At 46.0% G+C, this 14761-nt stretch carries 11 protein-coding genes; 9 read left to right on the top strand and 2 right to left on the bottom strand.

Features of this window, described 5'->3' with window-relative positions:
- Positions 1-2 precede the first annotated feature (2 nt).
- On the bottom strand, positions 3-1505 hold the full coding sequence (locus AKL11_RS21415; protein ID WP_067521793.1) for a hypothetical protein: 1503 nt from the start codon (positions 1503-1505) through the stop codon (positions 3-5).
- Positions 1506-1768: 263 nt separating this feature from the next.
- Between AKL11_RS21415 and AKL11_RS21410 the strand changes: the two genes are divergently transcribed.
- The 6 genes from AKL11_RS21410 to AKL11_RS21385 all read left to right on the top strand — a co-directional run bounded on the left by AKL11_RS21410 (position 1769) and on the right by AKL11_RS21385 (position 8968).
- Positions 1769-2155: a c-type cytochrome gene (locus tag AKL11_RS21410; protein WP_067521791.1), complete on the top strand. Its 387-nt coding sequence runs from the start codon at positions 1769-1771 to the stop codon at positions 2153-2155.
- 18 nt (positions 2156-2173) lie between these two features.
- The gene (locus AKL11_RS21405) at positions 2174-3550 is read left to right on the top strand and encodes a D-arabinono-1,4-lactone oxidase (RefSeq protein ID WP_067521789.1); all 1377 of its coding nucleotides are present in this window, start codon (positions 2174-2176) and stop codon (positions 3548-3550) included.
- A 178-nt stretch (positions 3551-3728) separates the two neighbouring features.
- Positions 3729-5021, top strand: coding sequence for an alanine racemase (locus AKL11_RS21400; protein ID WP_067521787.1), 1293 nt, complete (start codon positions 3729-3731; stop codon positions 5019-5021).
- A 2-nt stretch (positions 5022-5023) separates the two neighbouring features.
- The gene (locus tag AKL11_RS21395; RefSeq protein WP_067521784.1) at positions 5024-6217 is read left to right on the top strand and encodes a DUF819 family protein; all 1194 of its coding nucleotides are present in this window, start codon (positions 5024-5026) and stop codon (positions 6215-6217) included.
- A 3-nt stretch (positions 6218-6220) separates the two neighbouring features.
- Positions 6221-7003, top strand: a complete 783-nt coding sequence (locus tag AKL11_RS21390; protein ID WP_067521782.1) for an SDR family NAD(P)-dependent oxidoreductase — start codon at positions 6221-6223, stop codon at positions 7001-7003.
- A gap of 258 nt (positions 7004-7261) precedes the next feature.
- Complete coding sequence (locus AKL11_RS21385; protein ID WP_067521780.1) at positions 7262-8968, top strand: hypothetical protein; 1707 nt, start codon at positions 7262-7264, stop codon at positions 8966-8968.
- 44 nt (positions 8969-9012) lie between these two features.
- Here the strand turns inward: AKL11_RS21385 and AKL11_RS21380 are convergent, their stop codons facing one another.
- Positions 9013-10713 carry a sugar phosphorylase gene (locus tag AKL11_RS21380; RefSeq protein WP_067521778.1) on the bottom strand — a complete coding sequence of 567 codons (1701 nt, stop codon included), beginning with the start codon at positions 10711-10713 and terminating at the stop codon, positions 9013-9015.
- 325 nt (positions 10714-11038) lie between these two features.
- On the opposite strand from AKL11_RS21380, the gene galU reads away from it, so the two are divergent.
- From galU to AKL11_RS21365, 3 genes are all read left to right on the top strand, one after another.
- On the top strand, positions 11039-11875 hold the full coding sequence (gene galU, locus AKL11_RS21375; RefSeq protein WP_067521774.1) for a UTP--glucose-1-phosphate uridylyltransferase GalU: 837 nt from the start codon (positions 11039-11041) through the stop codon (positions 11873-11875).
- Between the two features lie 3 nt (positions 11876-11878).
- Positions 11879-12745, top strand: coding sequence for an HAD-IIB family hydrolase (locus AKL11_RS21370; RefSeq protein WP_067521772.1), 867 nt, complete (start codon positions 11879-11881; stop codon positions 12743-12745).
- 99 nt (positions 12746-12844) lie between these two features.
- On the top strand, positions 12845-14056 hold the full coding sequence (locus tag AKL11_RS21365; protein ID WP_067521770.1) for a glycosyltransferase family protein: 1212 nt from the start codon (positions 12845-12847) through the stop codon (positions 14054-14056).
- The last annotated feature ends 705 nt before the right edge of the window (positions 14057-14761 follow it).

Genomic DNA, 14761 nt, shown 5'->3' with positions numbered 1-14761 from the left:
GATTAGAATGCTTGTCTTTTTTTACGACGCAGAGCCGTAGAATTGTCTCGGGAGAGTAAATCAATCACACCTTGCAGTTTTTTGGCTTCTTCCAGTCGGTTTTCTTGATTTTCAAGTGCGTTGATGGAAAGCGCTATGGAGCCCTTTAGTGTGCCTGCCTCAATCATGGCAACATCTTCTTCAATATCTTCGTCGTCGATATCTTCGTCGATAGTGTCGTTATCCGCTATGTGGGAATCAGGGTAATGACCAAACACCTGCCTGGCTTTTCCTTCGAAGATTCTGCGCTCCTGATCAGTTGCCAGATAATGCCGACGATAGCCATTACGAACCACCCGGAGACCGCCCGAGCGGCTTAATGCCAGCTCTTCTTCGATGTCCTTTTTGATCAGGGCAAGAATAAAGTATTTGGTGTCATACTCATTGCCCCGACCGGATACCCAAGTAAGCCAGGCACTGACGGAGGCCCATTTCTTGCTCACGGCCCTTTCCTGTTCGAAGGTGGTGAGTGCTTCTTTGGCAAGGTTGGCATAGTGAGTTAATTTGTTCTGATCGTAGGTGGGGTTGGCACCAATGGTCATATCACTGAGATAGAAATCCAGATTGAAAATGCGTTTGCTGTATTCAACCGGGATAGCACCAATTTGAATGCCGTAGGTTGCACGAATGTAAGAACGAGCCCAAAACGCTTCGATCAACATATCTTTGGCACGCGCCCGACCTTCATCGTCATGACCGGTACGATAACGATCGGAACGACCAAAACTGTCCACATAGGTTTCCAGAGCATTTTTGGTAAAACGGTTGATGCCTTCATCGATCACACGTTTGTCTTCAGTTCTCATGGCCCTGAGTTGCATGACGTTGCGTTTCATATCCGCAATTTGTTGCGAGGTGAAGAGCGTCATCCCTTTCAGCTGGCTATTGTCGATACCGGTTTGCTGGTGAAAAATGCCGTTGGGTAAAATGATATTGAAGGGCAGGGCTGCTGTTCGATGATTCAGGTTACTGACGGTCATTCGATAGTGATCTGCCAGCGGGCGCAAATCCACCTGACTATCGACAGTGATGGTGACGTCATCTCTTAAGGTGGGATAGTGCTCAAGGGTTTCAACGTCATCCATAAATAAAGCCGCTTCCTGTTTGTAGGCTCGAATCCGGCCAAGGAAGTCATTAATAGGAACCGGTTGAAAGTTGGCTTCATCGGACATTTTTTCAAGTTCGGACGTAATGTTAGTCAGCTCTCTCACGCTGTGATGAAGTCGATCAATCGTTGACAGTAGCAGGTCACTATCCCGCTCGCCGCGCAGGTAAAAATATTTGATGTACTCCCGCTCGATCTCTGTTTTGTCCGATAGGTTGATATTTAACTGATCCCCCTCTCCGGATAAAGAAGCGGGGAGAGCAGAGAGTAAAGAGGGTTGCGGGGCTGCCAGTATGGAAAAACTGAGTACGGATATCAGCAGGCTGAATATAGCCAAACTGTAGTTATGGAAGCGCTTCATTTAAGACACCTGATTGATCAGTGTAAGTAGTTATACATGTAACGGGGCATGCTACTCATTTTGACCGTAACGTAGATGGTAAGTTCAAATATAATTGAGAAAAACAGCCTGTTTTATAGGGTGAAATCCGCTAGTGCATTAATGAATCGACGTAAAGGGTTTTCCTGAAATTAATCTTGTACTATAGTTCTGTTTAAAAGACGGGGGACGGATACCAGACGTCCCTGTGAATACTAATAAAAATAAGATGAGTGCTGTTCTCCATGTGTTTACAACGTGCATTGAAGTACCAGGCGAGTATTCTCCTTCTTTTTGTCATGTTGACTGGCTGTGATCCTACAGAACAAAAAACGTTTGATCCTGCCTTGTCCAGCCAGATTCAACCCCATGATCCTCAGCTCTCAGCGATCTACGATCGTAGCTGTAAAACCTGTCACACGCTGGAAGGCACTGGCGCACCACTGACCGGTGACAGCCAGGGCTGGCAGGTTCGAATGGATAAAGGCATGGATGCATTATTGGACAGCGTTATTAACGGTTCCGGTGGTATGCCGCCTTTTGGTATGTGCATGGATTGTGACGTTGACGAGTTTGAAGCACTGATCACCTTTATGGCGGCACCGGCGATTCCGGCCACGTCTGCAGAATAATAATAAAAGGAAAGCACCATGTTGAATCGTCGGCACTTTTTAATGTCACTGTTAACCGTCGCCGCAGCGGAAGCTATTTCTCCGGCGATCAGTTTTGCTGAAGCCACGGCTAAAGGACAGAAGCGCCGTATTCCCTGGAGTAACTGGTCTGGCTCCCAGAGTTGTTTACCAGAATTCAGAACTGCACCAGCAACGGTTGCAGAACTTCAGGAAATTATCACTTCAGCGACAGGTGTTGTGCGTCCCGTCGGTTCAGGTCATTCCTTCAGCGCTCTGGTGCCGACGGATGATGTATTAATCTCACTTGGTCGTTTATCCGGGTTGATCAGCCATGATGCCGAAAAACTGCAGGCAACCTTATATGGTGGTACTCGCCTGGGTGCTATTGGTCAGCCCCTTGAAGATATTGGGCAGGCGATGATTAATATGCCGGATATCGATCAGCAATCCCTTGCCGGTTGCCTGGCAACAGCAACCCACGGTACCGGCGCTGGCATTGGTTGTATGCCAACCACGGTGAAAGGTCTGGAGCTGGTGACGGCCAATGGTGACATACTTCAGTGCAGTGATGATGAAAATCCGGAGATCTTCCAGGCGGCTAAAGTCTCCATGGGCGCATTGGGAGTTGTCACCAAAGCCACCATTCAAAATGAGGCGCCTTATCGCTTGAAGCGGGAAACCGTCTGGCGGGAGTTTGATGAAATCATGGAAGTGGCTGAATCCATGGCGGACAACAACCGTAACTTTGAATTTTATTACATTCCGTTCACCGGCATGGGGTGGACCGATGTTCATAACTACACCAATGAACCCATCGCCTCCACGGACAGGCTCGACACTAATGATGGTGCCAATGATCTGAAACTGGCCCGGGATTTACTGAGCTGGTCACCAGCCCTGCGTGAGCTGATACTCAGCACGTATATGAAAACTATTGATGACGAAGTGGTGATCGAAAGTTCCTGGAAGAACTATGCCAGCGATCGTAACGTGCGTTTTAACGAGATGGAATATCACTTGCCCCGGGAAAATGGCCTTAAAGCGCTAAAAGAAATTCGTGACGTTCTGGAAAACAACTTCCCTGAAGTCTTCTTCCCCTTCGAGTGCCGTTATGTGAAAAGCGACGATATCTGGATGAGCCCATTCTATCAGCGGGAAACGTTCTCTATTGCCGTGCACCGTTTCTTCGAAGAAGATTATCAGGACTTTTTCAAAGCCATTGAGCCGATTCTGAAAAAATACCATGGTCGTCCACATTGGGGTAAGCTGAATACTCTGACGGCGCAGGACTTTTCAAAGCTCTATCCGAAGTGGAATGAGTTCAAGGCGATTCGTAAAGAACTGGACCCCAATGGTAAGTTCCTGAATCCTTACCTTAAGAGTTTGTTTACCTGAGGTAGGTCGGAAATGTTTCAGATCTCGTTCCCATGGTCCTCCGTGGGAACGCATACCGCAACATACAGTGGATTGAATAGGTTATGTATGCATTCCCACGCAAAGCATGGGAACGAGGAATAGTGAGAGATGGTATCTACCATAAAAAAGGCTGATAATAAAAATGACGAGGCCTTAAATGCATGAACGCTATTTTCAGAATCTGGATAAGGTTCTGAAAAACTCCGGCATCTGCCAGCCAACATTGGTCATCGATAAACAGCGGCTGGATCAGAATATTGACCATCTGAAGTCAGTGGTTGATCGTGGTTTTGATTATCGCATCGTTGCCAAATCATTGCCGTCTATTCCCATGCTTCGCTACATTATGGAGCGCACGGGAACCCGACGGTTGATGAGTTTTCATATCCCTTTTTTGATTCAGGTGGCTAAAGAAATTCCAGAGGCCGATGTGTTGTTGGGAAAACCCATGCCCATCAGTGCAGTGAACGCTTTTTATCAATGGTATCTCAGTGCCCAAGGCGCATTTGATCAACAATCTCAATTGCAGTGGCTGGTGGATTCTGTTGAGCGCCTGCAGGAATACGAACACTTTGCCAAACAGCATGATCTGCAACTGCGCATCAATCTGGAAATCAATGTAGGCCTGAATCGGGGCGGCTTTGAAAATCCGCAATCCTTTGATCAAGCCCTTGGTTTACTACAAGACAGTGCTCATTTAACCCTGTCTGGCTTAATGGGTTATGAAGCCCACATCACCAAAATCCCTGGTTTTCTCGGTGGGCCCGCCAAAGCGTTTCGAAAGGCGATGGCGCGGTATCAGGATTTTGTTCGGCAAATCTCCGACCGGTTTGGTCATGATGTTGTCAAAGATCTCTGCCTGAACGCCGGTGGCAGCACCACCTTTCCACTGTATAAAGAGCAAGGTGTCGTGAATGAACTGGCCACCGCTTCGGCCTTGGTAAAACCCACAGACTTTGACGTATACACATTGGATCACCTGGAACCGGCGGCGTTTATTGCTACTCCGATATTAAAAGATGTCTCTAACCCCAGCCTGCCAATGGCATCGGGGCTTTCTGCATTGTTGAGAAAGATGGGCCTTTCACCAAAGCGTGGATTGTTTATTTATGGTGGTAACTGGCTGGCGTCGCCCTGTTATCCTGAAAAAAGTCAACGGGCTGATCTGTTAGGGCATTCCAGTAATCAGGAACTGTATGAAGTGGCGGCGAATCATCCCATTCAACGGGATGATTTTATGTTTTTCCGTCCAACCCAAAGTGAAGCATTGTTGTTACAGTTCGGGGAATTGGCCGTTATGGATAAAGGTGAAATCAAGGAATATTGGTCAGTGTTTCGTCATCCTGAACAATGCCATGATGCAGGCGCCAATGAAGCTTTTAATAAACATTTTAATAAAACTCTCAATACAAAAAAGACAATAAATCCGGAAGACGGAATTAGGAGTTAATCGTGCCAGTAATCGTTGCTGTTCTTGCCTGCCTGTTGATGCCGGCGTTGCTTATTATTCTCTGCCAGCGCATCAAAATTCTGGATAAATTGGGCGTAGTGGTGTTGTCCTTTGGCCTGGGTATTGCGCTCAGTGGTTTTCTGGATTTAACCGCATTGTTTTCTGGCGGTGATCTAACCGCGGCTCAGATCAGCCTGACAGAAATTTCTATTGCCCTTGCTCTGCCATTATTGTTGTTTTCTATTAATGTGAAGCACTCCATGAGAATGGCAGGCGATACTATGAAAAGCATGGTAGTTGCGGTGGTTGCCGTGGTGATTGTCACGGTGGCAGGTGCCTTTCTCTTCAAGGATGCTCTGGGCGAAAATATCTGGCAGATTGCGGGTATGTCCGTCGGCGCTTACACCGGTGGTGGTGTGAACATGGCTGCTATCAAAACTGCCATTGAAGCTGATCAGAATATTTTCATCACCATGAACACCTACGACATATTGCTGTCTGCGATCTATCTGATTTTTGTGATGACCATCGCCAAATCCATTTTCGGTTTGTTCTTGCGCCCATTTTCTTCGAGCAAAGAGGGGCAGGGAGAAGAATCTGAAAACGAAATGGCGCACATGGCCGATGAAACCGCCAATAGCTATAAGTCACTGGTCAAATTAAAAGCATTCCCACAAACATTGTTGTCTATCGTCTTTTCCGGTGTGGCTGTTGGCCTTGCGCTTGGCTTTTCTTCGCTGTTGCCGGAGTCTGTGTCATCGGTGGCCACCATTGTCAGTATCACCACGTTTGGATTGATGGGTTCTTTTATTCCTTTTATCCGTAAACTGACCAACAGTTTTCAAGCAGGTATGTATTTGATTCTGGTGTTCTGTTTTGCTATGGGTTCTATGACCGATGTACGTATGCTGGCAGAGCTGAATTACGATTTGTTCGCCTACATTGGTTTTATCTTGCTGGGCTCCATGGTGATTCAGGCCATTATCTGCAAAATGCTGAAGATTGATATTGATACCTTCATGATAACGTCCTCTGCCGCTATTATGTCGGTGCCGTTTATTCCGGTGATTGCCGGTGTGCTTAAAAATCGTGAAATCATGTTGCCCGGTTTTGCTGCGGCCATTATTGGTTATGCCCTTGGGAACTACTTAGGCGTGCTGGTGGCCTACAGTACTCGCTATTTGTTGGGTTTATAACCGGTGATTCTCTGGAATAAAACCATCCTTATTGCCGGAGCCTCCTCCGGCATTGGTCGTCGTGTTGCCCTGCAACTGGCCGGGAAGAATAATCGGCTGATCATTTTTGCCCGTCGTAAAGAGCAATTGAAATCTCTTTCAGAAGATATTCTTGCAGCAGGGTCGAAGGTGTTGCTGGTGGCCGGTGATGCCTTAAATAAAGAGCAAGCTGAAGCCGCTGTTTCGCAAGGGGTTATAGCATTTGGCCGTATTGATGTAGCGTTATTAAATGTTGGCGATGGCCCAGCGTTTAATATGAGTAAAACCGGCGTGGATGATGTTTTGGGTAATATGGATTTGAATTACGCCACCATGGTGAATTTCCTTATGCCGCTCATTGCTCAAATGAAAGCGCAGGGCGGAGGTCTCATTGCCCATACTAACTCTCTGGCTGGATTTTTGGGTTTGCCCATGCAGGGGCCGTATTCTGCAGCAAAAGCAGCTTGCCGGATTTTGATGGATACCTGTCGGATTGAGTTAAAACCTTTTGGGCTCAGGTTTGTGTCAGCCTATCCGGGGTTTGTTGCCACAGAGAGGGTGGCTAATGATGGCATTCCCGCTCCTTTTGAAATCAGTGAAACAGTCGCTGCAAGGCACATTATCAAGGCGATGAAAAAGGAACGGGCGGATTATTTATTTCCTTTTATTACCAGCAGCTTGATCAGGCTCGCGTTACTGCTTCCTAAGTCGATCACTGGGTACCTTTTAAGTCGCCTTGTTAGTAAAAGTGTGCCATCTGATTATTGATGGCGCTATTCAATATCCCTTTCTGTTTGTGTGTTTTCATAATCAATTTTAACGATATTTATGAATATGTTAGTGATATTGACTTAATTGTTATTATATTTTCTTCTGATTTTTACTAGACTGTGATTCAATTTTCTATGAATTTGGAAAATAGAACTGTATTGGCTGTGTGCATATTGACTAAGTCCATATCTGAGCCATTATTTTAAAGATTTTAATATTGAGTTTAGAAAGTTTTTATTCTAAGGAGTAGTCATTATGGACAGTATCCCACTTAATTTTTATCAGTCAGCCTCCTATTCTTGGCATTCGAACAATGATAAAAACGGTGTTGAACGATTTTTCCGTGCAGTCGGTGCAGTCTTTTCAGGCGCAATCGGTCAGTATAAGGTAACGGTTTCGGATGCTACGAACTACATTGATAAATTCGGTGGAAAGAGTACGTGGGCTGGGCAAGCGCTTATTAAACATGTGCCGATCAAAGAACGAAAAGCTGCATTGGTTGACGGGTCTGGTGAATTGCCAAGTGTTCGTCGATCGCAGGTCCGGGAAGTGCCAGAAAAGGGTGCAAGTACACCCGTTCCATTACCGCACTCTGTGTCAACAGCATTGGTTGACAGGTCTGAAAAATTGCCAGGTGTCAGTCAACCGCAGATTCGGCAAATGCCTGTAAAGGGTGCAAGTACTTCAGCTCCATCGAAGGTCTCTATGCCTGCTGAGAAAGTTCAGCAACAGAAGGTATCGGTATCACCCGCGGCTTCCCCTGTTTCTGAAACACTCGTAAAGCGGACTCCTGAATTAGTTAAACCTTCGGGGCGCAATTTGGCATCAGGTAGAGCGTCAACCGGCGCTGTTTCAGCAAGTAGTGAAAGTACACTCAATTCGCTGACAAGGTCACACAATGACAAGTCTGAAGCTGAGTCTGTACCTCGCAAAGTGATAACAATAGAAGCATCTAGTATTGCTGCAAACAGTGCTATTTCAACCACTGGCAGCGAAAGTCAATATGGTGTTGTTGATAATAGTAAACCTACTCAAGTTGCTAGCGTTACTCTGCAAAATTACTTTTCACTGGATGATAGTTTTACCAAAAACAGGCAAGCTTTTGAGGAATTCTATCAGACGATTGTAGATGAGAATATTGTAGATTTAGTAAAAGTGCGATTTCCAAAATTTAACGTGACAGACTCAGACAAATTCACATTTAATTATAAAACTGCTTTCATGTGCGAAATCAAAGAATTGATGGCTGTTCAGAGTAAAAAAGAAAATCTGCTTAAGTTGATGAGCGATGCGCATAGTAATAAGGCAAAAGGTGATATCAAGGCTGAAAAGAATGCCAAGGTGGAATTTGTTAAAGTATGCATAGAAAACCAACGTGCCCGTCAAAGTGCAAATTTTCAGAATAGAGAGTATGAAAAGTCCAAGCCAGCGAATATGGCTGGCAGTAGCGCCTTGGTCACACATGGGGGGTTTACGCCTGAACATGCTTTTTCTATTTTGCAGGAGCATCGTGATGCAGCGTATCAGCGAGCAAAAACGTTAAACCAAAAATACTATGAGAAGGACTTTGCGTTTGAGCTGGACCAGGCTAGCCATAAAGCAAACGGTCAATATAATCAGCAAGGAGGGGCTCGGGATATTAAAAATCATACCTTGCAAGCACTTGAGAAACTAATGGAGTCAGGGCAGATAATTGACCTTGAAACGGGAGACCTGATTATTCCTGGTGAGGTTGCTCAATTTTCGGAAAAGCGAAAACAATATGAAAAATATGCAAACAGACTGCATCAGCATTATCGTCACATCTCTGAATACCGTCAGTGTCATGACCCAAGTAATCCGAAAGAATCAGAAAATATACAGGATATTTTACAAATCATTCAGCAGGTTGTTCAGGTGCAAAATGACTGCAAGAGCCAGTTCTGTTTGGATGATTCTGAGAGGCTGCAGCAGTTGGCATAATTTTAGAGTTAATTGATTGCATGCATGATATTAACAACTCTCATTCAGACTAACCATAATGATTGATAGGGTTCAATTAAGCTTGGTTTCTTCTGATTGTGGGATAAAAGGTTTAACTTATTTATAATCTGGCTGTTACTTAATTCAATAGGATTAGCGGTCAGGTTATGAATTGCCGTCAGGGATCTTCCCCCTGTCGACTTTCTGTTGAAAGCAAAAATCCCCGTTTTTATGTGCAAAATAGCTTGAGTGGCATCAGGATGAAAGCACGGTTCATTCTGGCGAATTTCAAGAATATCTTTCAACGTATTGAAAATCAGCCCTTGAATGGATGCTGGGTTATCAAGCTCTGGCATCAGTTCTTCCATTTTCCATTTCCGACGATTGATAGAACGAGTACGCCCCGATCGTTCAACACCCGAAATGTCATTGGGTGTTGCCAGCAGACTATGAATATACAGTGCAGGAATGCCTTTCATGCCCAGCATAATAATTTGTGCGCAAAGAAACCGTTGAACCTGCCATTGATCTTCTCCACGACGGGTGCCTTTCATGGCGTCAAATAATGAAATATTAATCTCGTACGGTTTTTCACCGTTATCCGGCATGGAGCGCATGCTCACAAAGCCGCCAAAACGGTGCATGCTGTCTACCAGCTCGGCAACATCACTATCCGGAACTACCCCTTCCAGAGATCGCAAACCAATACCATCATGGGAAGCGGTGAAATTCAGTACCGTACAACCTTCTGGAAAATCCGGTAATGCACTGGCCCAGCGCACCAAATGTTTTTCTGTGCCCCGATTCAGTGCATGAAGCACCAGCGGTGGTAGAGCAAACTGATACACCACATGGGCTTCATCGCTGTTGCCAAAGTAGCTGAAATTCTCAGGATCAGGAACGTTGGTTTCAGTCAAAAGCAGTGCGCCGGGGCAGACTTCTTCCATAATCAGGCGGATTGCTTTCACAATGGCGTGGGTCTCGGGCAGGTGTACACAGGATGTGTTTAATTCTTTCCATAAAAAAGCAATGGCATCCAGCCGCACAACACTGGTGCCTTTGTTGAGATAGAAAAGCACAATATCGATCATGGAAATCAGAACGTCCGGGTTTCTGAAGTTCAGGTCGATCTGGTCTTCACTGAAGGTTGCCCACACATGTCGTGTGCCTCGCCGGGTTTGAATAGGCACCAGCAGAGGTGAGTTCCGGGGACGTGTGACCATGGAAACATTGGTGTTCGGATTTTCTTCAATAAAGTAGTCTCGACCAGGCTGGTTGCCGCCGACAAAATCGGCAAACCAGAGGCTTTCCCGGGAGATGTGGTTAATCACCAGATCCGACATCAAACGAAAATTGTCGCTTATGGCAAGAATATCGTTCCAATCCCCAAGCATTGGGTTCACCTGCAGATAATCAATCACCGAAAAGCCATCGTCTGAGCTGTAAGGGAAGTATGGAAGAATATGAACGGTGGATATTAGGCTCTCCAGCTGTTGATCCAGAAAGTCTTTTAACACCTGAAGTGGTGGGCGATCGCCGTCTGTAAGGCTATCACCGTAAGTGATCAGAAAAACATCACGCTCAGACCAGGCGGGCTGTGCGGGTGTTGGGGAAGTCGCCATAAAGTGCTCCACCCGGCGAACAATAATACTGGCGATGTCGTCACTTTTTTCACCATAGGGAACACTCAGCAATGCTGAAAGGGACTGGTGAAGTTCAGCAAAACCCGGTGGAACTCTCTGCATAATTCATCTCCTTTCTTTATTCTGTTAGATACCCAACCGTTAAGAAACCTCGTTCCCATGCTTTGAGGTTGTCGCAAAAGCCCTGGTTCCCACGCTCTGCGTGGGAACCCATACTTCTAACCCTTTGAAAATTCAAGAGTATGCATTCCCACGCAAAGCATGGGAACGAGAAGTATGGGCTCTTGCGACAACCTCTTAAACGTTGTCACTCTTTAACGGTGTAACGTTTATATAAAGCAGTTTCTGTACCATATCCGTTAGAAAAGGGTGGTTGGCACAAGTCGTGCATTGTTTTGGGGCAAATGGTTAAAAAAGGAATGCTCCATTGATTAGTAAATGTCTGTTTCCCGTTGCCGGTTATGGCACTCGTTTTTTACCGGCCACCAAATCCATGCCCAAAGAGATGCTGCCCATCGTGGACAAACCCCTGATCCAATATGCCGTGGAAGAGGCCATGGAAGCAGGGTTGACGGATTTGGGTTTTGTAAATGGCCGCAACAAACGAGCCATACCGGATCACTTCGATATTAATTACGAGCTGGAAGCAGAAATCGCCGGCAGTGGCAAAGAAGAAAAATTGTCGTCTATTCGGGATGTCATGGCGGCCTGTACTTTTTCTTATACACGACAGAATCAGATGCTGGGGCTTGGTCATGCCATTGCCTGCGGAAAAACGTTAATTGGTGGTCAGCCTTTTGGGGTGATTCTGGCGGATGATCTTTGCACCAACGATGAAGGCGCCCTGGTGATGGCGCAGTTGGTGAATCTCTATAAACAGTTCCGCTGCACCATTCTGGCGGTGCAGGAAGTGCCCGCGCAAGAAACGGAAAAATACGGTGTGATTGCCGGTGAAGCGTTGGATGACCATTTAATCCGCGTCACGGATATGGTGGAAAAGCCGGCACCTGCGGATGCGCCAAGTAATCTGGCTGTGATTGGTCGCTATGTATTAACGCCGGATATTTTCGACATTATCGCCGACACCGAACCTGGTAAAAACGGCGAAGTGCAATTAACCGATGCCATTCTCACTCAAGCTAGAAAAGGTTGTGTGATCGCCTGTAAGTTCAAAGGCAATCGTTTTGACTGTGGCAGCATTGAGGGGTTTGTCGAAGCCACTAACCGCATTTATCAGAAACGACTTGAACAACAGGCTCGCTAATTTATGAAGTCTAACGGCGAGAAGTGGCTGGTGTTCACGGATCTGGATGGCACGTTGCTGGATCACGATTCTTATGGCTGGGAAGATGCCGGCACGGCGCTGAAATTATTGGCAGACCATGATATTCCGGTGATTATAAACACCAGTAAAACCTTGCCGGAAGTGGTTGCCTTACAGCGGGAACTCGATCTCAAACATCCTTTCATTACTGAAAATGGCATGGTGACAACCGTGCCTGGCGATTATTTCCCTAACCAACAGGACACAGAAACAACCCATTTCTTCCATGGTTTGCCTTACCGGTATATACGTCGATGGTTAACCAACATTCGACAGCAGCACGGTTTTCGGTTTCAGGGATTTGGTGATCTGACAGTGAATAACGTTGTTGAACTCACCGGCCTTTCAGAAGTGGCAGCAACACAGGCAATGAATCGTAAGGCCAGTGAGCCTTTAATCTGGATGGATACTGAAAAAGCACTGATGCAATTTAAGCAATTGTTGAACGATGAAGGCTTGTACTTAACCAGGGGCGGGCGGTTTTATCATGTCTCCGGTAAAGGCAATAAAGGTCAGGCGTTGTTAAGTCTGTTGCAGCGATTTCAGTCTGCCTACCCCGATACCTATTGGAAAACCATCGGCCTTGGGGATGGTATGAATGACCAGCCAATGCTGGAAGCAGTGGATTACCCAGTGCTGATTCGTTCTGAACATGGCGCGGCGCCAGATGTATGGCATCTTAGCAATGGAATTGAAACCACAAACACAGGTTCCAAAGGCTGGAATGAAGCGATTCAAACATTGATTCAAAAACATATACCCAAAGCATTTCAAGTTGCTACGCGACGGCAAACGAGTGAATCCCCATGAGCTTACAGCTAGTAAGTGATTGGGGTGAGCGAGAGCAGCCAACAAAGTAGCAACTTGAAAGGCGACGGGTATATTCATTAGGACATAGGACGGTTAGTCATGGGCGACTTCTATCAAAATGGCATTATTACCAACTTTCACAACTTGCGCGTACGCAGTACAGAAGATATGGAACGCGAGCTGCAGGCGTTTTCCAGTCAACGACCGATGTCGTTGGTGTTGCCGTCTCTGTACTCAGAGTTGGAAGGCCCTGCCCTTGGCAATATTGTTGATGAATTAAGTAAGGTTCGTTACCTCTCGGAAATAGTGATTGGCCTTGATCGTGCTGACCAGAAACAGTATGCCAATGCCCGTGACTTTTTTGCCCGGCTGGATCAGCATCACCGGATTCTCTGGCAGGATGGCCCTCGTCTGCGCAAAGTCGATGAACTGTTGGCCAGCAAAGGGTTGGCGCCAAGAGAGCCGGGTAAAGGACGAAATGTCTGGTACTGTTACGGTTATGTGTTGGCTTCCGCTAAATCGGAAGCGGTGGCATTACACGACTGTGACATTGTGACCTATAAACGGGATCTGTTGGCAAAACTGCTGTATCCAGTGGCTAACCCTTCATTCAGCTATGATTTTTGCAAAGGCTATTATGCCCGGATTGCCGACCATAAATTGAACGGCAGGGTCAGTCGTCTATTGGTCACACCGCTATTGAGAGCGTTGAAAAAGATTCTCGGCCCCATGGAGTATCTGGAGTATTTAGACAGTTTCCGTTACCCGCTGGCGGGGGAATTCTCCATGCGCACCAGTGTCTTTAATGATATTCGCATTCCCAGTGACTGGGGGCTGGAGATTGGCGTGCTTTCTGAGGTGAAACGTAATTACTCAAGCAAACGACTGTGTCAGGTGGATATTGCCGATATTTATGACCACAAACACCAGCCCCTGTCGGAAGATGATGTGAACAAAGGGCTCTCAAAAATGAGCCACGACATCATTAAGGCCATTTTCCGCAAGCTGGCCACCAATGGTGTGCAGTTTAATACGGAAACCTTTCGCACAATCAAGGCTACCTATTACCGGATCGCGCTGGATTTCATTGAATCCTATTACGACGATGCCATGATGAATGGTTTGCACGTAGACCGTGACAGCGAAGAAAGGGCGGTAGAACTGTTTGCGAAAAATATTATGGAGGCTGGGCAGCACTTTCTTGAGCATCCCATGGAGCGTCCCTTTATTCCCAGCTGGAATCGGGTGATATCTGCAGTGCCAGACATTCTTGAACGTTTATACGATGCTGTTGAAGAGGATAATAACTAAGGAAAAGAGAGGGTAACTCCCGGTTGTTCTTTGAGAAAAGTCATTCAGTGGATGCGTCCTGCAATTCTGAGCGTTGCGGTCACCGTCATCTTGGACAAGCCCACTGTCTGCGATACTGGGTGGGTGCAGGGTTGAGGCTCGAGAAGTAGCGAAAAAATGATCATATGATCAGGAATGTATTCACACCTTCCCTGGGGGGCATAATCTCTATATTAAGTAAGGATTTGAGCATTCATCTTTCTTGGTTTATGAACTAACGCCGGTAAAAACTGTCGTAACACTTAAGTTTTGTTATAAATAAGAGAGTCGATGATGTCTAACGTTAGTTTTGTCGTGAATAGGAGTTTTTGTAATGGCGAGCAATTTAGTGACAATTGTAGTGATCGACCTGGAATAGCAAGAGACGAGAAACGAGAACTGGATAAAATGTAAAACAAGAACCCTGATAGAAGGTTGGGAAACCTTGCCTGCGGTATATGCAAATGAGGGGCAAACCATCAAATGCAATGACGTTCCCGAATCAAAAGGGGTTATTCATCAGCAATTCCCGCCGAGTTGATTAAAGTCAATAATATCAAGGGCTAGAGACTGATCTACTAGTTCAGAAATCGCAGACTATTAAGTAACATATACGACATTACATCATCATTGTCATTTTACTGTGAAACCATCTAACCGAAAGACGATTGCTGAGAAACTGATCAA

The sequence above is a fragment of the Endozoicomonas ascidiicola genome (assembly GCF_001646945.1).
Classification (GTDB): domain Bacteria; phylum Pseudomonadota; class Gammaproteobacteria; order Pseudomonadales; family Endozoicomonadaceae; genus Endozoicomonas; species Endozoicomonas ascidiicola.
This window is presented reverse-complemented; position numbering and strand designations above follow the sequence as displayed.